Source organism: Mesorhizobium sp. WSM4311 (assembly GCF_002295115.1).
Lineage (GTDB): Bacteria > Pseudomonadota > Alphaproteobacteria > Rhizobiales > Rhizobiaceae > Mesorhizobium.
In genome coordinates, this window is sequence record NZ_NSFV01000011.1 from 122,911 (window position 1) to 147,739 (window position 24,829).

Below are 24,829 nucleotides of genomic sequence, written 5' to 3' on the forward strand. Positions count from 1 at the left end.
ATTCGCGTGCTGGATTGTGCGCTACGCGGGGCCAAAAGGCGCGCCAACTCCTTTAATCACGCCGCTCGAACCTGGAAAGTAAATGGAAAAGATCAGAAGACTGCTGGCTTTCTGGTTTGTGGTTGTCAGCGCTACCGCGATCAATTCCGAACTTACTCCTGCCGTCGCGGCCGCGCCGGCAGATGCAGCGACGATTGCCGATCATTTCTCAGCCATAAAGTCCATGTCAGGGGACTTCGTCCAGTCTGGTCCTAGGGCGGAAAAGACCAGCGGGAGATTTTTTCTGCAACGCCCGGGCAAGCTCCGATTCGACTATGCAGGCCAATCCGGGATCAGCTTGATTGCAGATGGAAGATCCGTCGTAATCTACAACAAGAAGCTCAAGACCTCACGCCTGGTGCCCAGGTTATCATTAAGCTGGCTGACAAGTCGGCTTTCGGAAACTCGAACATCACGATGGTCTTTGACAAGAAATCGTTGGATCTACGCAGATGGAGCCTCACCGACGAAAGAGGGCAGATCACGACAGTGACTATCTCTAATGTGAAGGAGGGCGTTCGCGCTCCTCCAGGCACCTTCACCATCGATTATGCTGCAAACCGTCAATTCAACACCAAAGCGAAATAACGGCCCACCGGCGGTAAGCTGGCCGAGAAGCAGTTGAAGTGACGGACGAACTCGCAAGAGGGCCGGCGCGTTCCCCAACAAGCGCAACTCCGAGCCAGGCGGTCCCTTTCAGAGAGTTCCTGGTCTCGGACGTGCACGCCGGCTTTGTCGGCATGCATGTGATCCCGTCAACAGCTAAATCTAAATTAGAGAGATATGGATCAAAAAGCGGGAACTGCGCATTTAGTATCCGGCCCGCTTTCGGGCTGCTGGAGGACGACTGATGAAAAAGACAATGCTCGTATTAAGCCTTCTCATTCCGCTTGTTGCATGTTCCCGCACTGAACAGGGTGCTGCCGTCGGCGGACTGGGTGGGGCGGCAATCGGCGCGGCCGTGGCTGGTAACCCAGTGCAAGGCGCGGTCGTTGGCGGAGCTGCTGGTGCCATCGCAGGGGCGGTGATCGGACACGCCAGCGAGGCCGGCCAGTGCCGTTATAGGGATCGCCAAGGGCGCGTCTATGTTGCCAGGTGTCCCGAGGGGTATTGAGTGTGTCGGGCCCGCGCGACCCTGCGATGGCACTGCGGCCTGCTGTCCGCTACGGAGGCTTAACGATCGATAGACTGAGGCGCAATGCAGTCTTCGAGTAAAAGTTTACGCCTGGCTCGTTCAATTCTTGGTCAGGCGTTTATGCGCATGCCCCGCCCTTCGCTTTTTATCGGATCAAACGGACTTAGCCGCCCTATCCTGTCTTTGTTGCTTTAGGGCTGGTGCGATTGCTCGAAAGATAGCCTCTACGAGATCCTTTTCTCGGAAGGGCTTGCTCAACAGAGGGACATCCGACGGGCGATCCGAAATCGTAGCCGCTTCGGCGTAGCCCGTCACTATCACCGCCGGCCAATCGCTGCGGAGGTTGCGTGCGAATCGAATAACGTCGATCCCGGTGACCAGCGGCATGGCAAAGTCAGTGACGATTACATCAAAATCATGCGGGGCCCGTTCAATGGCAGCCAGCGCCTCAGCGCCGCCAGACGCGCAGGTCACCGAAAAACCTCGCTGACGAAGCGACTCGGCAGTCAGTTGCCGCAACACGCTGCTGTCGTCGATCAGAAGGACAGACGGGTTTTCTTTGCCGCTATAAGTTACTGGTTCCTCTTTGGCCGCCGTGTCATCGCTAAATGAATCATCAAAAGAACGTGGCAGCCACAGTTCCATTGCCGTTCCGCGACCAGGGGCGCTTTCTATGCGAAGAGAACCCCCGGACTGCTTCATGAAGCCATAAACCGTGCTGAGCCCGAGCCCTGTTCCCTTTCCAACCGGCTTTGTCGTGAAGAAAGGTTCAATGACCTTCGCCAGTATGTCGGAAGGGATTCCCGAACCCGTATCCTTGACCGTTATGACCACATATTCGCCAGGCGCCAGATCTTGCGACGTCGTCTTGAGGGAGCGATTTTGCGCAAGCACGCTGATAGTCCCACCCGACGGCATGGCGTCGCGTGCGTTGAAAACAAGGTTCATCAGCGCAAGTTCAAGCTGCCCGGAATCCACGTGGACCGGCCATACCGTGTCGTCGATCTGCCAGTCGAAGCGTATCAAGCCCCCTAAGACTGGTGCTACCAACCCGTTCATGGTGTCGCCGAACCCTGCAAGACGCACCGCTTCCGGCTTCAGCGTCTGACGACGCGAAAAGGCGAGCATGCGAGTGACGAGATCGGCGCCTTGTTTGGCCGAGCGCCGCATCAGCTCAAGGACCTGCCGGGCCTGGTCATCCAAGGTTGCACCGCGTTCGAGCAGTCCCAACCCACTCAAGATTGCGGCGAGCAGATTGTTGAAATCATGAGCCAGGCCACCGGTCAGCTTGCCAATAGCATCAAGTCGCTGCGACTGAAGCAGCTGGTCCTCAAGAGCCCGCCGCTCTGTGACGTCAAGCAGCGTCCCAAAGATTTCCGGTTCGCGGCCATCTGCGCCATTCGACATCACACCTTGGTCGAGAAAGATCCGATACTCGCCATTGGCGCACAGCCAGCGGAATTCACAGGTGTAGGAGCCGGTCGTTTTTGCCACCAAAAGCGCTTGCTCCAACCTGGCGCGATCGTCCGGGTGGACCCGGCTAAGGCCAAAGGACGGATCGGAGGTCAATGTCTTGGATGTAAAGCCAGCTAGACGTTCGACCCCGTCGGTGACAAAGCGCGTCGCGAAGGGCGGCGCGGCTGCCCGCGCATGGAAACAGACAGGCAGGGAACCCAAAATCGCATCCTGCCGTTCCTCCGCGTTGCGCAGGGCCTGCTCGGCCTGAAGCTTGTCCTTCTGCGCCTGGAGTGCCTGTGCCAGCAGTCTCTTCTCGGTCGCTGCCTTTCGCTGAATTTCCAGGGTCTTTTCGTGGAGTTCGACGAAGACCGCGACTTTCGAGCGCAGCATGATCGGATCGAATGGCTTAAACACATAGTCGACCGCGCCGGCATCATAGCCGCGCAGCATGTGAGCCTGCTCCTTGTTGATGGCTGTAAGGAAGATGATGGGAGTATGCTTGGATTGTTCGCGCTGGCGTATAAGCGCAGCCGTTTCATAGCCGTCTATTCCCGGCATGAGGACGTCCAGGAGGATGATGGCGAAGTCCTCCTTCAGCAGAAAGCGCAATGCCTCTTCGCCCGATTGGGCGCAGATGACGTCTCCCGTCGAAGCAAGGACTTCGCTGATCGCCAGAAGGTTGCGTTCATCGTCGTCCACGGCGAGGATCCGTGCCCTTGCCGGTCCCTCGGCCAATTGCCCGGCCTCAAGTTTTCTTACCCTGTTTCTCGAAGGCTTTTGCATGGACCGGCCGTCAGTTCACTGCCAAGAGCATTTGTTCCGGGTTCTCCGTGCGTCCCCGGGAACGGCCTATCCAGACACGAAGCAATGCCAGCAGCAGATCAAGATCGACCGGCTTGGCGATATAATCCGAAGCACCGGCGTCGAGACATTTCTGCCGATCGCCCTTCATCGCTTTGGCAGTGACGGAAATCAGCGGGATGTGAGCGATCGCCGGCGTCGCGCGAATACGCCGCATCGTCTCGTAGCCGTCCATCTCCGGCATCATGATATCGATCAAAGCGGCGTCGACATCGGGCACCTGCTCCAGCAGTGCGATGCCGTCGCGGCCCCGCTCGGCATGGAGAACCTGAATATCGTACGTCTCCAGGACACTGGTGAGCGAGTAGATGTTGCGGATATCGTCGTCGACGATGAGAACTTTCGCCCCAGCCAGGTCGGACTTGCCCGCATGCTCGGTTTCCGTTGCGCGCTCCTCACGGTCCTCTCCTGGCAGCGTCGCCGACATATGAAGCGCCAGCTGAGCGAAATTCTCGGCCCGCGGCGTATTCGCAAGCGCCGGATTCAAGGCCAACACCTGTTCAAGCGCATCAGGATGAGGGGCAAAGAACAACAGCTGCGGAAGGGTTCCGTCGAACTGGTCGGCGAGCTCGTCCAGCGACTGTGCATTGTCCTTGGCCGAGCGCCCGAAACCGAGCACGATGGCATCATATGAAGCCGTGCCGATATCGTCGGCATTTGCCGCGAAACGGCCGACCGCAGTGACCGAGGTCACGCCGTCGCGGATCGCTTCGACGAGCGATAGCCGGCGCTCCGGGTCGGGGTCCGCGACCAGCACGCGCCGCTGAATGCGCAGCTTCCTGGAATGGATATCCTGAAACACCTGCATGAGGTCGTCGGATGAAACAGGCTTGGTGGAAATACTGGATGCCCCCTTGCGGGCGAGACTGTCTATGGCTTCGGCACCCGAGATGACGTGAATGGGAATTCCCTTCGTCTTCTGATCATGGCGCAACAGATCGAAAAGCACCCATCCATCGATGTCCGAAAGCCCTAGATCAAGCGTAATGGCATCGGGAACCAGTTTGCGAGCCAGGGCCAGGGTGCCGGACCCCGCATTCGACAAGACGCCTTTGAGGCCCGCCGAACGAGCGAGACCAAGCAGGAGCCCGCCAAAGGTCGGGTCGTCCTCGACAATGAGCACGACCCGATCGGTCGGCGCGATGGAATCGCGATCATCGATCAGCTCCGCCGAGGGCGAGCTGCCGAGCGATGCCGGCTCGGCAGCAACCTCGGTCGGCGCAGGTAAGGCCGACTGGGCGGCCGCCACACGGGGACCGGCGAACGGTATGACCAGCGTAAAGGTTGAGCCCTTGCCCGGGGTGCTTTCAACCCGTAGCTCACCGCCAAGCAGGCGAGCGATCTCGCGGCTGATCGAAAGCCCGAGCCCGGTGCCGCCATATTTGCGGCTGGTGGTTCCATCTGCCTGCTGGAAAGCTTCGAAGATAAGTTTCTGCTTATCTTCCGGGATGCCGATGCCGGTGTCGGTCACTGCGATCGCCAAGGCCTTCGTCGCGTGCCCGGAACGGTTGCGGCCGCCCGCCTTCTCGACCCGGAAATTCAAGCTGACCTCGCCCTGCGATGTGAACTTGAATGCATTCGAAAGCAGATTGAGGACAATCTGCTGCAGGCGCTTCTCGTCCGTTCGGACCGTCTCGGGCAGTGCGGGATCGACCTTAATAGTGAAGCCGAGGCCCTTGTCGGCGGCCAACTGGCGGAACGTGCGTTCCATATGCTGGCGCAGATGGGTCACCGGCATATCGTTGATATCTATCGAGACGGTACCGGACTCGATCTTCGACAGATCGAGGATGTCGTTGATGAGGCTGAGAAGGTCGGTTCCGGCAGAATTGATGGTGCGCGCGAACTCGACCTGTTTTTCATTCAGATTGCCCTGCTGGTTGGTCGCAAGGAGGTTGGAGAGAATGAGCAATGAGTTGAGCGGTGTACGCAGTTCGTGGCTCATATTGGCCAGGAACTCGGACTTGTACTTGGAAGTAAGCGCCAGCTGTTCGGCTTTCTCCTCCAGGGCGCGCCGTGCCATCTCGATTTCGAGATTCTTGTTTTCCACCTGCTTTTTTTCGTTCTCGAGCAGCTGCGCCTTTTCTTGCAGCTCCTCGTTCGTGGCATGCAACTCTTCCTGCTTCTTGGTCAGCTCGGTCTGCCGCGCCTGCAATTCCGAGGTCAGCAGCTGGGACTGCTTGAGCAGCCCCTCGGTGCGCATCGTTGCGGCAATGGTGTTGAGAACGATGCCGACGGATTCCATCAGCTGGTTGAGAAAGGACTGATGGGTGTCACGGAATTCGCCGAACGAGGCGAGTTCGATGACGGCTTTGACCTCATCCTCGAACAAGGCCGGAAGGATGATGACGTTGGCCGGCGAGGCGCTGCCGAGACCCGACGTTACGCGCAGAAATTCCGGCGGCACATTGTTCAGCATGATGGCGCGCTTGTCGGCGGCACTTTGCCCGACGAGGCCTTCGCGCAGATCGAGACGCTGTTTTATGGCGGCCCTGCTTTCGGCGCCATACGACGCCGCCAACTCAAGATAGGATTCCTCTTCGTCGCGGTTGGTGACGTAGAAGACGCCATATTGCGCGTTCACCAGCGGAGCGAGCTCGGACATGATAAGCCGCGAGACCGTGGCAAGGTCGCGTTCGCCCTGCAGCATGCGCGAAAACCGCGCGAGATTGGTCTTCAACCAATCCTGCTCCGCATTCTTCAGCGTCTGATCCTTCAGATTGCGGATCATTTCGTTGATATTGTCCTTGAGAGCGGCGACTTCACCTGAGGCCTCGACGCTGATCGAACGGGTCAGATCGCCCTTGGTTACCGCCGTCGAAACCTCGGCAATGGCGCGCACCTGAGTCGTCAGGTTGGCGGCGAGCTGATTGACATTATCGGTGAGGTCGCGCCACAGGCCTGCGGCGCCCGGCACGCGGGCCTGCCCGCCGAGCTTGCCCTCGATGCCCACTTCACGCGCGACATTGGTCACCTGGTCGGCGAAGGTGGCCAGCGTCTCAATCATGCCGTTGATGGTGTCAGCGAGAGAAGCGATTTCGCCCTTGGCGTCCACCGTCAGTTTGCGCTTGAGGTTACCTTGCGCAACCGCTGTCACGACGTCGGCGATGCCACGCACCTGATTGGTCAGGTTCGTCGCCATGAGGTTGACGTTGTCGGTCAGGTCCTTCCAGGTCCCGGCGACGCCCTCAACGCGGGCCTGGCCGCCGAGCTTGCCCTCGGTGCCAACCTCACGCGCCACGCGGGTCACCTCGCCGGCGAAGGAGTTGAGCTGGTCCACCATGGTGTTGATGGTCGACTTGAGCTCAAGGATTTCGCCTTTGACGTCGACCGTGATCTTTTTGGAGAGGTCACCGCGCGCCACAGCGGTTGTCACTTCGGCGATGTTGCGCACCTGGCCGGTCAGGTTCTCAGCCATTGAATTGACATTGTCGGTCAGGTCTTTCCAAGTGCCAGCTACGCCGCGCACCTGAGCCTGGCCGCCCAGCTTGCCTTCGGTACCGACCTCGCGCGCCACACGCGTGACCTCCGAGGCGAAGGAATTGAGCTGGTCGACCATCGTGTTGATCGTGTCCTTCAACTCCAGAATCTCGCCGCGGACGTCGACGGTGATCTTCTTCGACAGATCGCCAAGCGCCACGGCCGTGGTCACTTCGGCGATGTTGCGCACCTGGCCGGTAAGATTGGCGGCCATGGCATTGACGTTGTCGGTCAAATCCTTCCAGGTGCCGGCGACGCCACGCACCTGCGCCTGGCCGCCCAGCTTGCCGTCCGAGCCGACCTCGCGCGCCACGCGCGTCACCTCCGATGCGAACGAATTGAGCTGGTCCACCATCGTGTTGATGACGTCCTTGATCTGCAAGATCTCGCCCAGTGCATCGACCGTGATCTTCTGCGTCAGGTCGCCGGTGGCAATCGCCGTCGCCACCTTGGACACATCGCGCAACTGCACGGTTAGATTGCCAGCCATGGCATTGACGTTGTCGGTCAGGTCCTTCCAGGTGCCGCCGACGCCTTCGACATGGGCCTGTCCACCAAGCTTGCCTTCCGAACCGACTTCGCGCGCCACACGCGTCACTTCCGAAGCGAAGGAATTCAACTGATCGACCATCGTGTTGACAGTATCCTTAAGCTCCAGGATTTCGCCCTTGACGTCGACGGTGATTTTCTTCGACAGGTCGCCGCGTGCCACGGCCGTAGTCACCTCGGCGATGTTGCGCACCTGTCCGGTCAGATTGGCAGCCATCAGATTGACATTGTCGGTCAGATCCTTCCACGTGCCGCCAACCCCCCTCACCTCGGCCTGACCGCCGAGCTTGCCTTCGGTGCCGACTTCGCGCGCCACGCGCGTCACCTCCGAGGCAAAAGAGTTCAGCTGGTCCACCATCGTGTTGATGGTGTCTTTCAACTCCAGGATTTCACCTTGAACCGCGACGGTGATCTTCTTTGAAAGATCTCCAGAAGCAACCGCCGTCGTGACCTCGGCGATGTTGCGCACCTGTCCAGTGAGATTTTCAGCCATCGAGTTGACGTTGTCAGTGAGGTCCTTCCAAGTGCCCGCAACGCCGCGCACCTGAGCCTGGCCGCCGAGCTTGCCTTCGGTGCCAACCTCGCGCGCGACGCGGGTCACCTCGCCGGCGAAAGAATTGAGCTGGTCGACCATCGTGTTGATAGTCGATTTCAGCTCAAGGATTTCGCCTTTCACATCGACCGTGATCTTCTTCGACAGGTCGCCCAAGGCGACGGCCGTCGTCACCTCGGCGATATTGCGCACTTGGCCGGTCAGGTTCTCGGCCATGGAATTTACATTGTCGGTCAGATCCTTCCATGTCCCACCGACGCCTTCGACGCGCGCCTGGCCGCCGAGCTTGCCTTCGGTGCCGACTTCGCGCGCCACGCGGGTCACTTCCGAAGCGAAGGAATTGAGCTGGTCGACCATCGTGTTGATCGTGTTCTTCAGCTCCAGGATCTCGCCCTTCACGTCGACGGTGATCTTTTTCGACAGGTCTCCGGATGCAACCGCCGTAGTCACCTCCGCGATGTTGCGCACCTGGCCGGTCAGGTTCGTTGCCATGGCGTTGACGTTATCGGTCAAATCTTTCCACGTCCCGGCGACACCTTTCACGCGCGCCTGACCGCCGAGTTTGCCTTCGGTGCCGACTTCGCGCGCCACGCGCGTCACCTCGGAGGCAAAGGAAGCAAGCTGACCAACCATGGTGTTGACGATCTTGCCTATGCGCAGAAATTCGCCGCGCAGCGGTCGGCCGTCGATCTCGACCATCATCGTCTGCGACAGATCACCCTTGGCTACGGCGCCGATAACGCGAGCGACCTCGGCGGTGGGTTGGACCATGTCTTCTATGAGATCGTTGACGGACCGGACGCTGGATTCCCAACTGCCTGTAGCGTTGCGGACGCGGCCACGCTCGCCTATCCGCCCATCCTTGCCAACGACCCTGCTCAGACGCTCGAATTCTCGGGAGACCTGATCGTTCAGATCCACGATCTCGTTGAAGGTTTCTGCGATCTCGGAATCGAGGCCTTCGTAGACGTTGTCGATGCGGACTGAAAAGTCACCACGTCGGAAGGCCTTCAAAGAATTCAGTATGCTACGACGGGCCAATTGCTTCTTGGATGCCTGCACAGTCACAGCGCCACTCCCAATCGATCCATGTAGGATAAATCCCCCTCGTGCGCGGACGTCACACTACCCCCCAAGCCTCCAAACGCCGCAATTTCAATTTTGTTCCGCGCCGCATTTATCAACTATCCCAAGTCGAAAATTGCACGAACGTGTGAGTTACCGGATGGCGAACTGCACTGGCGTCGCCGAGCGCCCGCCCTGGTTCTCTAACAACGACGTCCCTTCTTTTCACACGCGGTTCAGCCGGCCCGTGGGTGTCGCAGAAAGGCTCGCAATTTCCTGAGGCTCCTGCGCGGGATCAGATCGATCTCGCCGACAAGTTTTGCCCCGTCCTTGTGCCGCTCCAAAGGCAATATGAACATTCGCTTGTCGGGATGGAAATTACCGCTGCCGCGCCCAAGGCCACAGGCCACCGATCGCCCGAACGTGCGTGCTTTCCTCGACCCGACTCGCCAGCGGCCAGAACCCGCTCGCCAGCGGTGATGGGATTTCGGTCTCCTCGACGACCGCAGTACCAATCATCGAGCGAGACCGAGAGCTCCTTTAGGCTGAGCATTGCGTCGCCTTCGGTTTCTCCGCGGCGCAATTTGCCATTCTTCAAAAGCGTCCGGCGCGGAACGATCGGGGATCTCTCGCATTTGGTGTGAGAAATATTAGCGTCAACTGAAATGAAAATTGTCCCCAGCGTGACGGCGAGACCAAGCAGCGCGACCACCGCCGCTCACCGAACTTCAAGAGATCCGCCACCAGAGCGAATAGCGAGAGGAATATGACTGAGATCGTGCACAAGACTGCCGCTGCATCGGTAAATCAGCCGGATAGCTCGAAGATTTTGCAGATCATTGGCCCGGGATTGATCACGGGCGCTTCGGACGATGATCCCAGCGGCATCGCAACATACTCTCAGGTCGGTGCCCAGTTCGGCTATGGCCTGGGGTGGGTAATGCTGTTCAGCTGGCCTCTTATGTGCGCCATCCAGGAAATTAGCGCCAGGATTGGCCGCGTTACCGGCCGTGGCATAGCGGGCAATCTGCGAAAGCACTATCCATCTGCAGTCGGCATCTCGATCGTTTTCCTTTTGATGGTCGCCAATATAATCAATATCGGTGCCGACCTTGGCGCAATGGGAGCTGCGCTGAAACTGATCGCGGGCGGTCCCCAGCTACTGTACGTCGCTACGTTCGGGATCCTCACGGCCCTGCTTGAGATCTTCTCGCAATACGCTCGCTATGTTTCGGTGCTGAAGTGGCTTACGCTGTCGCTGCTCGCCTATGTCGCGGTGGCCTTCGTTGCGAAAGTGCCCTGGTCGACGGTCGGCTACAATCTGATTGTTCCACACATCAGCTTTCAAAACCAATACATCACCTCCGTCGTGGCCATCCTTGGGACTACGATTAGCCCCTACCTTTTCTTCTGGCAGGCCGGACAGGAAGTTGAGGAAGTCAAGGAGCGCGATGAAGCATCGCCGTTGAGGGTAGCGCCCGAGCAGGCACCGGAAGAACTCAAACGTATTCGCATCGATACCTATTTTGGAATGGCGATCTCGAACGCTGTCGCACTCTTCGTTATCGTGACGACGGCTGCAACGCTGCACGCCAGCGGCGTCACCGACATCGAGACTTCATCGCAGGCGGCGGAAGCTCTTCGCCCGATTGCAGGCAAGTTCGCTTTCCTCGTCTTTGCGATTGGAATTATCGGAACGGGACTGCTGGCCCTGCCGGTGCTCGCCGGCTCGTCCGCCTATGCGTTGGGCGAGACGCTTGGTTGGAATGTCGGACTGGCCAAAAAGCCGCATCGGGCCAAAGCCTTTTATACCACGATTGCAGCAGCGACGCTGATCGGCGCCGGCCTCAATTTCACTTCGATCGATCCCATAAAGGCGCTGTTCTGGAGCGCCGTCATCAACGGCGTGGTGGCTGTCCCGGTAATGGGCATGATGATGCATCTTTCGGGCAAGCGGGCGGCGATGGGCGATTTTCAGCTGCCAATAGGCCTCAAGATTATGGGCTGGGTGGCCACCGCGGTGATGGCGGCTGCTGCCGTGGCGCTGTTCGTAACATGGTAGAGACCCCAGGCTGTTGGAAGGCGTCGCCGATGCCTGGTGGGCCGACGCCTGATCAGCGCGGAACCCACCTTAAGCATTGGGTTGGAGGTCTTGGAGCTTCGACGCTGGATCAGCCGCCCATCTTCTTTGCCATCGCACAGAAATTCTGCGTGCGACAACGCGAGAAGCCCGCGCTGCCTCCTGCAGAGGAGGACGGACAATAGCATGTGGTTGTTTACAGCTGTCATTCTCGGGTTTGTGTTAGCCCTGTCGCTAGGTTGGGCGGTTGGCGGCTTTTCAAGGTAACATTGTTGACTCCCAACTGCGTAACCAACGGCGTGTTTCGTGCGGGTGTCCCGTACTGTCCATGCGCGCCATCACGCGTCTGGCGACGGGGAAGGCTGTCCGAGCAGATCGGCGTGCCGAGAATGAAAAGGTCGGCCGCCAGGATTTACTAGCGCCGGCCAGTCGTCGCCATTCCCATGTCGGAAAGCACTCCCGGCTTGACGTCGTGATCCAAGGCCTGCACATCGCGCCTCTCACCCAGGGCCCTTGAGTGCGGAGAGCAGATCGGCGGCGAGGACCTCTCCTGTCGTCGAAGGCTTTCAGCAATTGAGGGGAGGCGGTGGCACTTTTGAGCCCTCGAGGGTCCTCAACCCGAGCGCATTACACCAGGCTCTTCGGCGGGTGGATCGCTGGGATCCGATGGACCGTTCTCAAGCAGGTCGGAGAAATTGACAGCCGCGACCAGATAGCCGGCATCATCGTAGACGTTGACGTGAGAGCCAAAGTGGTCGGCATCTGCTGGAGCGCTGCTCGCCGCCGCTCTTACCAATTCCAAAGCTTTGGGACTGGCCAAGTCGACGCTCGCGAGATTCTGCACAGTAATGTGGGAGCGACCTGCAACAACAGTTTCAAAACGAAAATTGGGCATTGCAGCTTCTCTTAAAGGGCATCGGAAACGTTCCTTCGTTCCGAATACGCGTGGATTAGGGCTTGCAACGCCGTCGTCTGCTGCCCTTGGGACGTTCGGCTTCGACGTCATTCTTGGAAGCAACCTCTGATCAATCTGCCGGCCTTGCGTTCCTCGTCTATTTCTGCGGCGCGGCTGGCTGAGTTGGCTGGACGCCTTGCTGATCGCCGCCCGTGCTCGATTTCGCCGTTGGATCCCTGTCGACTTGCGGATTCTGATCTGGCGGCTGATTGCTCACCGAGTTCGTCTTCGAGCCGTCGACGCCATTGTCACTGCATCCGGCGATGAGGCCTGCGACCACTATCAAAGCCAATCGTCTCATCTGTGCGCTCCTTTAGCGCTGAACTAGCGACGCTGGTGAATGTTCCAAAAGGCTTGCGTTAAAGGTCCGGACGGCACCGGCTGCGCCAAGGGCTCCCTCACTACCGTTGTAAGGTCCGAACGGGGAAGGATGCCCCCCAGTCGCCACGGCGATCAGCAGAACCGCCAAAGCGCGCAACGCCATCGGCGTCTTTCGAGAAGATTTGCGCCATGATCGCGCCGACCTGCATCGCCTTGAAGCCATCCTCGACCTTCGCCGAGGCGCCGCCCTTTGCGATGATCTTGCCGGCAAGGTCGAGATCCCTCATTGTGCGAGCCCGCAAGCGGACCGCCCTCCCCGGTCGCAGCCGGTGGCTATCTGGTGAAAGGGTCAGCGCAGCCGACGCTGGAGGTCGTGTCCGGAGTTGACATCACAATGCCAGGCGGCCTTACCCCCACTTCACGAAGGTCAAGTAGGACAACATATGTTTGGGGCGAGCCGAAGCGGTTGTTGAGATTCAGTAGTTGATCCTCGCAATGTCGGAAAATGCCCCGCCCGGGTACCCGTCCCCTCGGAAACCAGTTGCCGCGCCGAGCGTTCAAGTTGGATGAACACAGGAGAGAATTTCATCCGGGCCATTGCTATCGAACGTACAGGGGGATGCCTCTGCCGAAAGATCCGCTATTGGGTCGCAGGCGACCCGCGCGTGCATTACTGCCATTGCGACATATGCCGAGGTGCGACCGGCAGCGCCTTTGCGGTGCTCGCGTGGCTGCCTCCTACCGGAGGTTCTTGGCAAAGCGAGGAACCTACCTGCCGCCGGTCATCGCCCCTCGCCCAGCGCGGCTTCTGCCAAGCGTGCGGGACGCAGCTTACTCTTGCCTATGATGCCCCCGTCCAGGAAATCGCCCTGCCTGTCGGAACCTTCGACAATCCGGCGGAACTCGAGCTACAACACAATCACGGATCCGCGCAGCCGCTCAGCTGGGTTTGCTGCGGCATCGACCTGCCCCATCGCGATAGGACAGAGCGATGGTAGGGGCATCCGGCGTTGAGTTTCCCTTGCCCTTGAACACGCAGCCCATGGAAGCGCGCCAGGCGATGGCATTGCCGCGAGACGACGGTCCCTGGCAGTACGAACCGAAATGGGATGGCTTCCGCTGCCTCGCCTTCAAGGGCGGCAAGGCCGTCGACCTCAGGGCAAAATCCGGCAAACCGCTTGGCCGCTATTTTCCCGAACTGCTGGCGGCCTTGAGTGCGCACGAGGCGACAGATTTCGTCATCGACGGTGAAATCATAATCGAGATCGAGGGCCGTGCCTCTTTCGATGCGCTGCAGATGCGGCTTCATCCAGCAGAGAGCCGCATCCGCAAGCTCAGTCGGGAAACTCCCGCACGCCTGGTCGTCTTCGATATGCTTGTGGCTCCGGGAGGTCGGCCGCTAATGGACCTGCCATTGCATGATCGGCGCACGGAAGCCGAGGACTTGGTGGCCAAGGCAACAACCAAGGCTTTGCGGCTTTCGCCGGCCGCCACCAGCCTGGCGACAGCCGAAAAGTGGTTGAAGGGCGCCGGTAGCGGTTCCACCGACGGCGTCGTGGCCAAGCTGCTCAACGGTCCCTACAAGCCGGGCGAACGCGCGATGGTGAAGGTAAAGCGCCTGCGCACGGCCGACTGTGTGGTGGGCGGGTTCCGCTATCTGAACGGCAAACGACAGGTTGGATCGCTGCTGCTCGGTCTCTACAACAAAGATGGTCTGCTCGATCATGTCGGATTCACATCGACCATTGCCAATGACGAGCGTGCGGTGCTGACGGAAAAGCTCGAACACCTGCGTGGCGGATCCGGCTTCACCGGCAAGGCGCCGGGCGGCCCGAGCCGCTGGAGCACCGAGCGTAGCGGCGAATGGGAACCGATAATACCGGAACTGGTCGTCGAGGTTCGCTTTGACCATGTCACCGGCGACCGCTTCCGGCATGGAACAAAGCTCGTGCGCTGGCGTCCAGACAAGGCGCCGCCCCAATGTACTTTCGAGCAACTAGGCTAGTCCAAGACCTGCACCAATCGCCGCAATCAGCCTCCGAAAGCGAACAGCCCTATCCTTGACGTCGGCAATCGCCCTCGAGGAGCACTGCAGACGTTGAGGGCGTAAATGCCTTATGACCCTGGCGCCGCCGCCGTTACACGCCACACAGTGTTTCCTACATCATCCGCGATCAGGAGCGCCCCGGATTTGTCGACGGCCACGCCAACCGGCCGACCTCGCGCCTCGCCTTTGGCATTGAGGAAGCCGGAGACGACGTCCTGGGCCTTGCCGTTGGGACGTCCGCCGCTGAAGGGCACGAAGACCACCTTGTAACCGTTGAATCGGTCACGATCCCAGCTCCCGTGCTCACCGACAAAGGCGCCGCCACGATATGAAGGCGGCAGGTTTCCAGCCGTATAGAAGGCGAGCCCGAGCGGCGCGACGTGCGAGCTCAGCGCATAGTCGGGCGGAATAGCTTTGGCTACCATATCCGGCCGCTGCGGCATGACACGCGGATCGACATGTTGGCCGTAATAGCTGTATGGCCAGCCATAGAAGGCTCCGTCCTTCACTGACGTCATGTAGTCGGGCACCAGGTTTGGCCCTAGCTCGTCGCGCTCGTTGACGACCGTCCACAGCGCCTTGCTTTGCGGTTCGAACGATAGGCCATTGGGATTGCGCAGCCCGCTGGCGAAGATGCGCGACCGGCCGGTGGCCCGGTCGACCTCCCAGATGGCGGCACGGTCTTTCTCGGCCTGGATGCCATTCTCGGTGATGTTACTGTTGGAACCGACCCCGACGTAGAGCAGGGAACCGTCCGGACTCGCCACCAGGCTCTTCGTCCAGTGGTGGTCGATTGGCCCGCCCGGCAACTCCGTGAGCACCTTGCCGGGTGCAGTGATCTTGGTGTCGCCTTGATTATACGGATAGCGAACGATCGCGTCGGTGTTGGCCACATATAGATCGTTACCGACCAGTGCCACACCGAAGGGCGAATTCAGCTGATCAAGGAATACGCCCTGGTAATCCGGCTTGCCGTCGCCATTGGCGTCGCGCAGGAGGGTGATGCGGTTGCTCGGCCCGGTGTCGCCGCCGGACGTGACCCAGCCTTCGATCAACGCCATGACGAGATCCTTTGGCCGCTTGGCTGACGCCTCAGGAGGCGCCTTCGATTCCACCACCAATATGTCGCCGTTGGGCAGCACGTAGAGCGAGCGCGGATGCTGCAGGCCGTTGGCAAGCGCTTGGATACGAAGGCCCTGTGCGACGGTCGGAGTTTCATCATTCTTCCAGCCGACAACGGATGCCAGGTGCATCGGCGGGAAAAGATACTGGTTGATTTCTGGCAGTTTCGGATTTGGTCCGATCTGCTCGTTCGGATCAGTATTGTCATTGCTGCAGCCAGCAACGCCCAGCGCAGTCGAGCCGAGCAAAACCAAGGCTACCCATTTGCTGTCAAGTCGTTTCATCTGCCACTCCCACGTGATGGCGATAAACCAACGCCCAGCCCAGCCAACCGGTAAAGATCAGTATGACCACAACGAGCGCCGAGAGGATTAATCCTGTCGGCACCACCGACGTCCATGCGTCGCGCGTGTGCACCAGCATGTTGAAGAAGGCGAGAATGATCGCAAGGAGATTGCCAGCCATATGCACCCAAGCGATCGGTTGTTCGCGTATCCGGCGCCCCCAAAGGAAATCGATGAACCCGGCGATGGCAGCCAGGATTCCCACAATGACGCCAACAGTCAGCAGCCAAGCCGAGAAGTTTGCCCACATCATTTCCGCGGTCCGCCAATAGGCGATGTCGGTCAATAATGCGCCAACGAAGCAGGCAATCGGGACGGTGACCAGCATTGGATGGATTGGATGGCCGGCGATTTGAGCCGTCGATTTCGGATTTTCCATGCTTTGCCCCCTGGGAGCGAAGTGAGCGCGCGTCTGAGATCAGACTAAAATAACAGGAGGCAAAGGTGAAGGTTCCAAGCGATTTCGTGTAGGTCACTAGAAGTGAATGGAGGAAATGGCGCCGATCCCGCTCAAAAGCGACTCGGTTTCGGCTCGCCTCCCTCGAAATAAAAGGGCGTGCCAGCCTGGGGGCGGCTGCACCGAGTTCACCTATTGGCTTGGTGTCCTGGCATACCCAGAAAGTCTGGAAGATTTGTGCGGTTGTTGGGCGGCTGGATCACAGTTCGGCGAAGAGGTACCGCTCGACGGCTGCGTCCGCAGATGGGTGTGACCGAGCCGCTGCCGTACCGGATTCCACCGGGGTTGGCATTTGGACGCGCAACAAGGACCATGGCGCCTATTCGCGTTAGGGCGAGCGGGGCAATATCGTCTTCGGCGGCACGGCCGAAAGGGTGCCGGTCGACGTCGATCTAGGCCATGCGGTCGCCGCTCGCACGCGCCTTCCATTGCAATTGCGCGCCATCGCGCGATTGCTGCCGGCAATTGCACCGGTCGCGGTTATCCGCACGTGGTCGGGCTGCGATGGCTATGTCCCGGACATGCTGCCTGTCATCGGATCCAGCATGGGTCATAGAGTCTCGAACTGTTGGCGGCACGGGTACCTCTACCGGCGACGGACAAGGCGCGTTGTCCGATACCTCTAGAATTTCCGTGGGCTTTTCTGGACTTCAGAAGATGACCGATCCCAATAAATCTGTGAGTTAGCCACGCCGTTGATGAGGAGGTGCCGAGAGCGCCCCTGGCCGACGCCGGTCGGGCCATTTTCCCAACAGCGGGGTGGTCCGGTTTTCACCAATTGCCGAAGTGCCGACGATTGGGATGAAGGATAGCTCGGCCGGCCTTCCCTTGGGTGTTTTCAGCGCCTCGATTTCATCATCTCGCCGCGCAATACGGCTTTCTAGATTGGCGACACGTTCGGTGAGGAAATAGCGACCCACGATGAACCCCCCGGTTCCAAAAAGGATGGCGAAAGTGAGGAAGGCCATGGGGTTGGCGATCACCAAAGCGGCATTGGTCTGAAAGAATTCGATCAAGTCGTGCATTCTCAAAATCCCTTTAGTTCCTTGGAAGCTTGTGGATTTCCAACCTCACCGGTCCGCCCCGTTCGCAACTCGTGCACAAGAGCGCCTGCTCCACCGAGCTGAACAGGGCTTCCTTACCGTACCTTTTGATCAAGCTGGCGGGCTTCACTTCCGCATGATGCGAGCAGCTCTTGCACCACGCTCGTAGCGTGTGCCATCTGCGGAGGTCGCCGAGAGCCACGTCCAGTCCGGCATGAATGCTGCCATCGATGATCGTCTGGGGCGAGACCTTCACCTCGCCCGGCGTGATGATCTTCTCCATGACGTGGCGGCTGTTGTAATGGATAAGCATCAGGCCGGGCCGGCGCCGGATGGCGGCGTGCCAGGCCGCTTGGCTCACCACCGGGTCCGGCGATCGACAGATAGTTTCGAGATGCGTCTTCTCCTCTCGATCCCAAACCTCGATCCGGAAATTGTCTTCGGCGGTGTCCACCATTTAGGGGCGCGCCTTATGCCAGCCGCGAGAAAAGCCATTCAAGACCGCCGCGCGTGACAAAGCGAGTTCCCGTTCAAGTTCGGCGTTCCTGGCCAAAGCGGTCAGCAAGGCGACCACAGCGTCGCCACCGGCTGCAGCAATGGCTTGCTGGGCCGCCAACTCCAATTCGGACATAGCTTCGCCGATCGGCGCATTTTGGCGCTTTCCCATGGCCCTTTTCCTGCTCAGATAGATCAGGAATAAGGAACATATTCCTGTCAGGTCAAGAGGCGCTTGACTATTTTGTTCTCATTCCGTTCACTGTAGACAATTGAGACAGGAGCCATCAAACCGATCACCGCAAAAAAATCCGAGCAGCCCGAGAGATGCCGGTCGTATAGCTTTGCGGCTGTCGCTGACAACTTCGTCGTTGCGCACAAGGGCGATGAAGGCGCTGAAGGAAATGATCGTGCTGGACGGCCGTTTTCAGGAGCATCTCGATAGTGCAACTCCCCGCCCCTTGTGAAAAGCACGGATGAGCGAGGAATCAATCAAGCTGGCCGAAGGCCTGATGGCGGCGCCGCGACAAAGTGGACGGATCGCAATCATGCCTGCGAGTTTGATGAGTGTGGGAAGCGCCCGCCGGTCGGATTTGCGAAGCCGCGACAGGCACCGGTTCTGAACCTCGCCCGGCTTACTCACATGGCCGGCGCGGCCCGGCTAGTCATCCTGTGTCAACCTGAAGGCTGGCTGGGCCGCTTGCGACGAGGCATCGCCTCGAAGATCACTTCGAAAACGCTTTCGGCATCAAGGGCGCGACTTCCGCGTGATGTGAGCCGGTCTTGCACCACGCGTAGCGCGTACCAGCTGCGCAAGGCGCCCAGCGCGACGTCCAGTCCGGCGTGAATATGTCCGGCATGAAGATGCCGTCAATGGCCGTCTGCGGCCGGGCCGGCTTGCCTCGGGTCCGAGATTTAAGGGGGCGGCACAATACGCGAGTGCGCATAATGATGCCTTATACGCAATCCCGTATAATGCCATAGTATACGCGATTGCGTATATTGACTTTAGATACGCGAATGCGTATATAAGACTCTGGAGGCTTAGCATGACCGCCCAGATCGCACGCAACGAAAAGCAACTTGGCGCCATCCTGCGACGCGCGCGTAGGCAGGCCGACCTCACACAAGAGATGCTTGGCAACCAAATCCATCTGCGCCAGGCGACGGTGTCTCGCCTTGAGGCCGGCGAGCCAGCGGTGCAGCTCAGTACGTTGATGGCCGCTCTCTCCGCGCTCGACCTTGAACTCGTCGTTCGCCCGCGCAGCAAAAGCAGCGCTACGGAGATCGAGGACCTGTTCTGATGGCGCGGCGGCCGGCTCACACACCGCTAAATGTCTTCCTAAACGGGCGCCTGGTCGGCGTGCTGCGCAGACAATCAACCGGCGCCGTGGACTTCAAATATGCAAGCGAATGGCTGGATTGGCAGGGCACTTTCCCGGTCTCGCTCTCGTTGCCTCTACGAGACGACCGCTATATCGGCGCGCCTGTGATCAATGTCTTCGACAACCTGCTTCCCGACAATGAAGCCATCCGCAAGCGCGTTGCCGAACGCGTCGGTGCGGCTGGCACCGATGCCTACAGCCTGCTGGCCATACTCGGCCATGACTGCGTCGGCGCGCTCCAGTTCTTGCCCGATGGTATCGATCCTGGCAATCCCGGCAGCAGCGATGGCAAGCCAGTCAGCAAAAAGGATATCGCCGAGATGATCGAAAACCTCGCAACCAGTCCTCTCGGCCTCGGTGAGGACGAAGATTTCCGTATCTCGATCGCCGGCGCCCAAGAAAAAACCGCACTCCTGCGCAAGGATGGACGCTGGTTCAAGCCGATCGGCACTGCAGCGACCACCCACATCCTCAAACCACAGATCGGCAGGTTGCCGAATGGCATCGATCTCTCCAATAGCGTTGAGAACGAGTATCTGTGCCTTAAGCTGCTGGAGGCGTTCGGCGTTCCTGCCGCCAAGACAGAGATCGCGGATTTTGGGGAGCGCCGCACGCTGATTGTCGAGCGCTTCGACCGGTTATGGGCTAGGGACGGCCGTCTCCTGCGCCTCCCGCAGGAGGACATGTGTCAAGCGCTGTCGGTCCCGCCCACGCGCAAGTACCAGTCAGAGGGTGGTCCTGGTATGCGGGAGATCATCGAGCTCCTGAAGGGCAGTGACAGGCCCGAAGAGGACATCACGGTCTTTCTGCGCGCTTGCATCGTATTCTGGCTGATCGGGGCGACTGACGGCCATGCCAAGAATTTTAGCATCTTTCTGGGTTCAGGCGGGCGGTTCCGGATGACGCCGCTCTATGACGTACTGAGCGCGCAGCCCAGCCTAGATGCCGGGCAGATTCCCCGAAAGAAGTTCAAGTTGGCAATGTCGGTCGGCACGAGCCGGCACTATCCGATACATGAGATCGTGCCCCGTCACTTCTTGCAGATCGCCGACGTTGCTGGCGTGGGGACATCTCTGATACGCAAAATTTTCGACGACCTCGGCGAAAACGCCGAGAGGCAGGCCGAGGCCGTGATCTCTTCGTTGCCGCGTCACTTTCCCGGGCAGCTCGCCGCGTCGGTCAGGTCGGCAATAGCCAAGCGCGTGATGCTTCTCGCTGAAACTCAGAGACTAAGCTCAGAGGACGGCCGGACAAGAATTCAGGCTACCCGATCGGGCAGTCCTTATCGACATCGCCTGCGCCGCAGCTAAGACCGGCTCTACGCACTCGATATCTTCTGAAATCTCCTGCCGCAGCTTGGAACCTCGCGTTTCGAATGAAGTTGGAAACTCACCCACATGGGTTCGTCAATAAGGAGAAAACAGCAATGGCAGCTACGAAGAAGGCAACCGCCACCAATAAAGGCCTTGAGGACATGTTTCTCGGAGGCCTGAAGGACATCTACTATGCCGAGAAAAAGATCTTGAAGGCGTTGCCGAAGATGGCAAGGGGCGCGGACGACCAGCAGGTCACTGCCGCCTTTGAGAAGCATCGTGCCGAGACCGAAGGCCAAGTCGAGCGACTGGAAGAAGTATTTGAGATTCTCGGCATGCCGGCCCGAGGCAAAACCTGTCCGGCTATCGACGGCATTCTTGAGGAAGGTTCCGAGATCCTTGAGGAGTACAAAGGCTCGGTCTCGCTGGACGCCGGGCTGGTAGGCGCCGCGCAGGCGGTCGAACACTACGAAATCGCGCGCTATGGCACGTTGATTGCGTGGGCGACATCCCTTGGCAGGGATGATGTCGCGGAATTGCTCAACGCCAACCTGGAAGAAGAAAAAGCCACCGACGAAGCATTGACGTCGCTTGGCGAGGCGGGCGTGAACGAGCGGGCTGCCGAACAGCAGGCCGCCTGACCCGGTCGTCCGAGGGGTCCCTTTGCCGGACCCCTCACCGCCGGTTTGGTACAAGCCCTTCCGCGTCGACGGACATCCGCGCCAGCCTAACAGACGATCGGGCGAGACGAAGCAGTTAGACCAACGAACATCTAAGTCGTCCGGCGATCGAACGCGACGCCCACTGCCACGGCGTTAGCCGCAATTCTCGTCGAGCGCGGTAACAGCACACGCTCGCAGCGCAGTCTCGATCGATTATTCAGCCCGAAGCGCATGAACCCGCTACCGGACCCGAAGGCCTGCGCACCTCATTTAGCCGCCGCGAAAAGACCGGGTAGAGAAAAGCCTGCGATATTCTCCGAGGTGTAGCCGGCAACGAGGATTAGTACGGACGCCTAAGAAACTTACCCGCTGACACTATGTGTAAAGCCATGCGGCGTCTTTCCTGATGGCGCCGCTGGCCGCGGGGCTGTATGGTCGGCCTGCGCTTATGCTAGGTGCGCGGGCCGCTCCCCGGCACTGAACGCATGGCTCGATTTGCGATTTCCTCGCGCTGACCGATGCGGGCTACTCCCTCCCCTAAAACGCAGCACCCCCGTATGCCAAAACCTTCCACATCGAGACCATCTGACTGCGCGACCGGAACCTTTCATGAAGAGCGGGGTTCGTCGGTGGTGCCAACGGATATAGCGCCTTGAAGCTCGACAACGAAGTTCGCCATACCTCCGAGGAGCTGGATGATCGCGTACTGGCTGACGTCGTGACGGCACTCTGCAGGCGCGTCAACGTTAGCCATGACTTCGACATTCCATATATTGCCGGCTACAGCGACAACGCAAAGACCATTTACATCGACCGGCACCTGCCCCGGACACTAGCTTGGAAGGGACGGGACTTCAGGCTAGCGCCGTTCTTGGTAACCCATGAAATCGTCGAAAAAGCCTTGCTCGATGAGCTGCGGCTTCACTACCTGCACGCGCACCAGGTCGCCTTGCGCGCCGAGCGCGACGCCGTGCGAGGGGCGGGGTTGACATGGCGAGCCTACCAACGGGTGATGAAAGCCCATGAAAAGCCGATCGATGAGGAAAAGCTGAAACGCGTTCCGGGGGACTTGGATCTGACGCCCTATAAGGATTTGGATGACTTCCAGATACTTGAACGGCTTACCAGAGCTGCGCGGTAATGGAAGGGAGCCAGGCGCCATGCAATCGGCCGGTGATAGTTCCCCGTCGCCTCGAAGCCACAGACCACGGGGCGACCGTACGTCTGCAGGACATCGACCAGATGGTCGTGCTCAGCACGGTTGTAGAGGACCTGCAGACGGCGTCGGCGTTTGTGGCTTGGGTCTTCGATCAGAACTTCATTGCGGACCTTGGCGATATCGATCGCTACCAGCACCGCGCCGGTGGGTGTAGAATCTGAAGTGGTCATGGTCGGTCTCTCCGGAATGGGTTGTGAACATTCACATTCTAGAGAAACTCTGACTGGCCATGGCCGCCTCCAGCGGTGCGCGCCTGCAGCGAAAAGCTGCGTGCACGCTGTCTCGGCCGCCGCTCCTTCATTCCGCAGGTGCTACGGCTCCTGCTACAGATCGAAGGCCTTCGCCAAGGCCTGCCGCGATCTCGGCCTCAAGCACGTCAGGACGAGGCCCTATACGCCCAAGACCAACGGCAAGGCCGAGCGCTTCATCCAGACGGCGCTGCGCGAATGGGCCTACGCCGTTGCCCACCCACATCCGATCACCGCGCCGCCGAACTGCCTGTCTGGCTGCACAGATACAATTGGCATCGCCCGCACACGGCAGCCTAAAGTCCAACCACCTATCAGTCGCCTCGCCCTAACCGAGGACAACCTGTTGAGGCTCCGCGACCCGGTCGCTAAAACCGGGTCGCAGAAAGCGTCCGTCCATTTCAACGGACAGGCCAAGCACCTTCTAGTTCGCGATCATGCGTTGTTTGTCACGCGCGCTGGCGTAGGTGCCTTTTTCATAGGCCGGCTGCGCATTAAACTGCTCTTTTGTAAAGTTTGTATATAGGTACTTATTTCCTGACTTGTCCGTCATGAACTTGAGATTGTCCATGCCAACGGCGACCTCCTTGGCGCCTATCCCGAGGAACCCACCGACATCGATCAGGACTGCGTCGACTTTCTTGTCCCCCGTCAGCACAACGTCGCCGATCTTTCCAACCTTGGCATCGTTGGCGCCATAGACGGTCGTGCCGACCAGATCCTCGGCCCGGACCTTTTCGATCGGCACGGCGGTCAGAGCCGTTTTGTCAACAGCCGCGGTGGTGGTTGAGTCGGGGGCCACTGTCGTGGGCGTGGGGGCTGTATTAGAAGCCGTGGTGGGATCATAGGCCTTGGTATCGAAGTTCGGCTGAGCCTGGAGATCTTCCTTGGTGGTCTTGATCACAAGCCAGCGCTTGCCGTCCTTTTCGGCCCACTGGGCCTTGTTGAAGTCGAAAGCGACATTCTTTTCACCGATGCCGAGAAAGCCCCCGACGCCGATAATGAGAGATTGTGCCTTGCCGTCCTTCGCAAGCAGGACATCATTGACCTTGCCGATCGTCTGGGCATTAGCGTCCGTTCCGTTGTAAACGGTAGCGCCGATAATTTTGGAAACAAGGCTACCATTTGGCGCGACCGCAGCAGTTGTCGCAGCATTGTTGTCCGCCGGCGCCGTTGTCACGACGTTCGCGGCAAAGGCTCCCGAGGCAATAAGGGTTGCAAGCGCGGTGGCGGCAGCCAGACTTTTGTAGCTCATGGTGGTTATCCTTTGTGTTGTCGTCGCCCGCCCTGCCCTTTTTGCAGACAGGACGGCAACTTGATGCATCACAACGGAATGCGTTGATCGAGGTTCCCACGGCACCAGCCCGCTGAAGCCAACGGCCCAAAGTCCGCGCATACTTTCCTTGCGGGCGGCCTGGCCGAGAGGTCGAGCTTAATCACCGTGCGTTACCATTGGAAAGAAGGCCGGAAACGGACTGTAGCGCGGTAGCGCATGAGCCGCCCGGGGCGGCCGGGTCGGCAAGTCCGTCAGCACTCGAGCCAGTTGCTGGGCGCATATCGGGAACGTTCCTCGCCAGTTGTCTTTCACGACGTGAAGGTACTGTTGCCGCACGATATCTCGCGTGGTGCTTGGTCTCCGGACTCAGTTCGACCGCGCGAAACACCGGCAATCGCCAAAGATGGGTCCGTTCATCGGCCGACAGCAGGTCGACCACGCCTGGCGTCGTTCTTGCTGGCCCTGCGCAATTCGGCAGCCCAACCGCCGAGTCGCCCGATCCGTTTGTCGCCCATGGGCCTCGCCGACATTGCCGCCGAGGCGGTGGGCGATTGCCTCGGCCAAGCCCGCTGACGACCGGGGTTAACTCGCCGCGCTAAAAGCTCCGTCATGCGTAAATAGTTCAGGCTGTTTCTGGGCCAGTTCGTCAGCGTCCGCACTAGGAGCTCGGACCCCATTACCTCGGCCAACGAACCCTTCACTTCCGATATGTGGGCGGCGAC

At 59.5% G+C, this 24,829-nt stretch carries 18 protein-coding genes and 4 pseudogenes; 11 read left to right on the top strand and 11 right to left on the bottom strand.

The genetic code is table 11. The annotated features are described in order from the left end of the window. The first annotated feature begins 82 nt into the window (after nt 1-82). Together CK226_RS25885 and CK226_RS25890 are read left to right on the top strand one after the other, a co-directional pair. Nucleotides 83-627 (top strand): annotated as a pseudogene (locus CK226_RS25885) (outer membrane lipoprotein carrier protein LolA). A gap of 262 nt (nt 628-889) precedes the next feature. Continuing rightward, nucleotides 890-1,153 (top strand): YMGG-like glycine zipper-containing protein, encoded by a 264-nt coding sequence (locus tag CK226_RS25890; protein WP_095774620.1) that lies wholly within the window; start codon nt 890-892, stop codon nt 1,151-1,153. 174 nt (nt 1,154-1,327) lie between these two features. Here CK226_RS25890 and CK226_RS25895 read toward each other — a convergent pair whose 3' ends face one another. Together CK226_RS25895 and CK226_RS25900 are read right to left on the bottom strand one after the other, a co-directional pair. Then, nucleotides 1,328-3,331 (bottom strand): response regulator, encoded by a 2,004-nt coding sequence (locus tag CK226_RS25895; protein ID WP_245437853.1) that lies wholly within the window; start codon nt 3,329-3,331, stop codon nt 1,328-1,330. A gap of 94 nt (nt 3,332-3,425) precedes the next feature. Then, nucleotides 3,426-8,846 (bottom strand): HAMP domain-containing protein, encoded by a 5,421-nt coding sequence (locus CK226_RS25900; protein WP_245437854.1) that lies wholly within the window; start codon nt 8,844-8,846, stop codon nt 3,426-3,428. Here CK226_RS25900 and CK226_RS35695 point away from each other — a divergent pair. After that, a complete protein-coding gene (locus CK226_RS35695) occupies nt 8,838-9,062 on the top strand; it encodes a hypothetical protein (protein ID WP_245437855.1) in 225 nt (74 codons plus the stop codon). The two genes, CK226_RS25900 and CK226_RS35695, sit on opposite strands and share 9 nt — an antisense overlap. 844 nt (nt 9,063-9,906) lie before the next feature. Next, on the top strand, nt 9,907-11,202 hold the full coding sequence (locus CK226_RS25905; RefSeq protein ID WP_095774623.1) for a divalent metal cation transporter: 1,296 nt from the start codon (nt 9,907-9,909) through the stop codon (nt 11,200-11,202). A gap of 631 nt (nt 11,203-11,833) precedes the next feature. On the opposite strand, the gene CK226_RS34520 is transcribed toward CK226_RS25905, so the two are convergent. Both CK226_RS34520 and CK226_RS35085 read right to left on the bottom strand, forming a co-directional pair. Then, entirely contained in the window at nt 11,834-12,115 is a 282-nt protein-coding gene (locus tag CK226_RS34520; protein WP_142887697.1) for a hypothetical protein, read from the bottom strand. Between the two features lie 461 nt (nt 12,116-12,576). Then, nucleotides 12,577-12,783, bottom strand: coding sequence for a hypothetical protein (locus CK226_RS35085; protein WP_095790008.1), 207 nt, complete (start codon nt 12,781-12,783; stop codon nt 12,577-12,579). A gap of 704 nt (nt 12,784-13,487) precedes the next feature. Here CK226_RS35085 and CK226_RS25930 point away from each other — a divergent pair. After that, the gene (locus tag CK226_RS25930; protein WP_095793410.1) at nt 13,488-14,501 is read left to right on the top strand and encodes an ATP-dependent DNA ligase; all 1,014 of its coding nucleotides are present in this window, start codon (nt 13,488-13,490) and stop codon (nt 14,499-14,501) included. A 110-nt stretch (nt 14,502-14,611) separates the two neighbouring features. Here the strand turns inward: CK226_RS25930 and CK226_RS25935 are convergent, their stop codons facing one another. Both CK226_RS25935 and CK226_RS25940 read right to left on the bottom strand, forming a co-directional pair. Continuing rightward, the gene (locus CK226_RS25935) at nt 14,612-15,949 is read right to left on the bottom strand and encodes a sorbosone dehydrogenase family protein (RefSeq protein WP_095793411.1); all 1,338 of its coding nucleotides are present in this window, start codon (nt 15,947-15,949) and stop codon (nt 14,612-14,614) included. After that, entirely contained in the window at nt 15,936-16,388 is a 453-nt protein-coding gene (locus CK226_RS25940) for a DUF2231 domain-containing protein (protein WP_245437856.1), read from the bottom strand. The genes CK226_RS25935 and CK226_RS25940 overlap by 14 nt, the downstream gene beginning before the upstream one ends. A 277-nt stretch (nt 16,389-16,665) precedes the next feature. On the opposite strand from CK226_RS25940, the pseudogene CK226_RS35705 reads away from it, so the two are divergent. After that, nucleotides 16,666-17,005, top strand: a pseudogene (locus CK226_RS35705) (FAD-dependent oxidoreductase); the annotation flags it as partial. 144 nt (nt 17,006-17,149) lie between these two features. On the opposite strand, the gene CK226_RS25950 reads toward CK226_RS35705, so the two are convergent. Genes CK226_RS25950 through CK226_RS25960 form a run of 3 tightly spaced genes read right to left on the bottom strand, consistent with a single transcriptional unit; the run spans nt 17,150 to nt 18,176 of the window. After that, nucleotides 17,150-17,491: a hypothetical protein gene (locus tag CK226_RS25950; protein ID WP_095793412.1), complete on the bottom strand. Its 342-nt coding sequence runs from the start codon at nt 17,489-17,491 to the stop codon at nt 17,150-17,152. A 13-nt stretch (nt 17,492-17,504) separates the two neighbouring features. Beyond that, nucleotides 17,505-17,966 carry a hypothetical protein gene (locus tag CK226_RS25955; RefSeq protein ID WP_095793413.1) on the bottom strand — a complete coding sequence of 154 codons (462 nt, stop codon included), beginning with the start codon at nt 17,964-17,966 and terminating at the stop codon, nt 17,505-17,507. Next, a complete protein-coding gene (locus CK226_RS25960) occupies nt 17,967-18,176 on the bottom strand; it encodes a hypothetical protein (protein ID WP_095793414.1) in 210 nt (69 codons plus the stop codon). An 877-nt stretch (nt 18,177-19,053) separates the two neighbouring features. Here CK226_RS25960 and CK226_RS25965 point away from each other — a divergent pair. The 4 genes from CK226_RS25965 to CK226_RS25980 all read left to right on the top strand — a co-directional run bounded on the left by CK226_RS25965 (nt 19,054) and on the right by CK226_RS25980 (nt 22,505). Beyond that, nucleotides 19,054-19,308: a helix-turn-helix transcriptional regulator gene (locus tag CK226_RS25965; RefSeq protein ID WP_095790001.1), complete on the top strand. Its 255-nt coding sequence runs from the start codon at nt 19,054-19,056 to the stop codon at nt 19,306-19,308. After that, nucleotides 19,308-20,699, top strand: coding sequence for a type II toxin-antitoxin system HipA family toxin (locus CK226_RS25970; protein WP_095793415.1), 1,392 nt, complete (start codon nt 19,308-19,310; stop codon nt 20,697-20,699). The genes CK226_RS25965 and CK226_RS25970 overlap by 1 nt, the downstream gene beginning before the upstream one ends. A 116-nt stretch (nt 20,700-20,815) precedes the next feature. Further along, on the top strand, nt 20,816-21,343 hold the full coding sequence (locus CK226_RS25975; protein WP_095789999.1) for a ferritin-like domain-containing protein: 528 nt from the start codon (nt 20,816-20,818) through the stop codon (nt 21,341-21,343). 673 nt (nt 21,344-22,016) lie between these two features. Then, nucleotides 22,017-22,505: a hypothetical protein gene (locus tag CK226_RS25980; protein ID WP_095793416.1), complete on the top strand. Its 489-nt coding sequence runs from the start codon at nt 22,017-22,019 to the stop codon at nt 22,503-22,505. Between the two features lie 11 nt (nt 22,506-22,516). Here CK226_RS25980 and CK226_RS25985 read toward each other — a convergent pair. Then, nucleotides 22,517-22,753, bottom strand: a pseudogene (locus CK226_RS25985) (IS110 family transposase); the annotation flags it as partial. 145 nt (nt 22,754-22,898) lie between these two features. Here CK226_RS25985 and CK226_RS25990 point away from each other — a divergent pair. After that, nucleotides 22,899-23,128, top strand: a pseudogene (locus tag CK226_RS25990) (integrase core domain-containing protein); the annotation flags it as partial. A gap of 127 nt (nt 23,129-23,255) precedes the next feature. Here CK226_RS25990 and CK226_RS25995 read toward each other — a convergent pair. After that, a complete protein-coding gene (locus CK226_RS25995; RefSeq protein ID WP_245437857.1) occupies nt 23,256-24,086 on the bottom strand; it encodes a PRC-barrel domain-containing protein in 831 nt (276 codons plus the stop codon). Between the last annotated feature and the right edge of the window lie 743 nt (nt 24,087-24,829).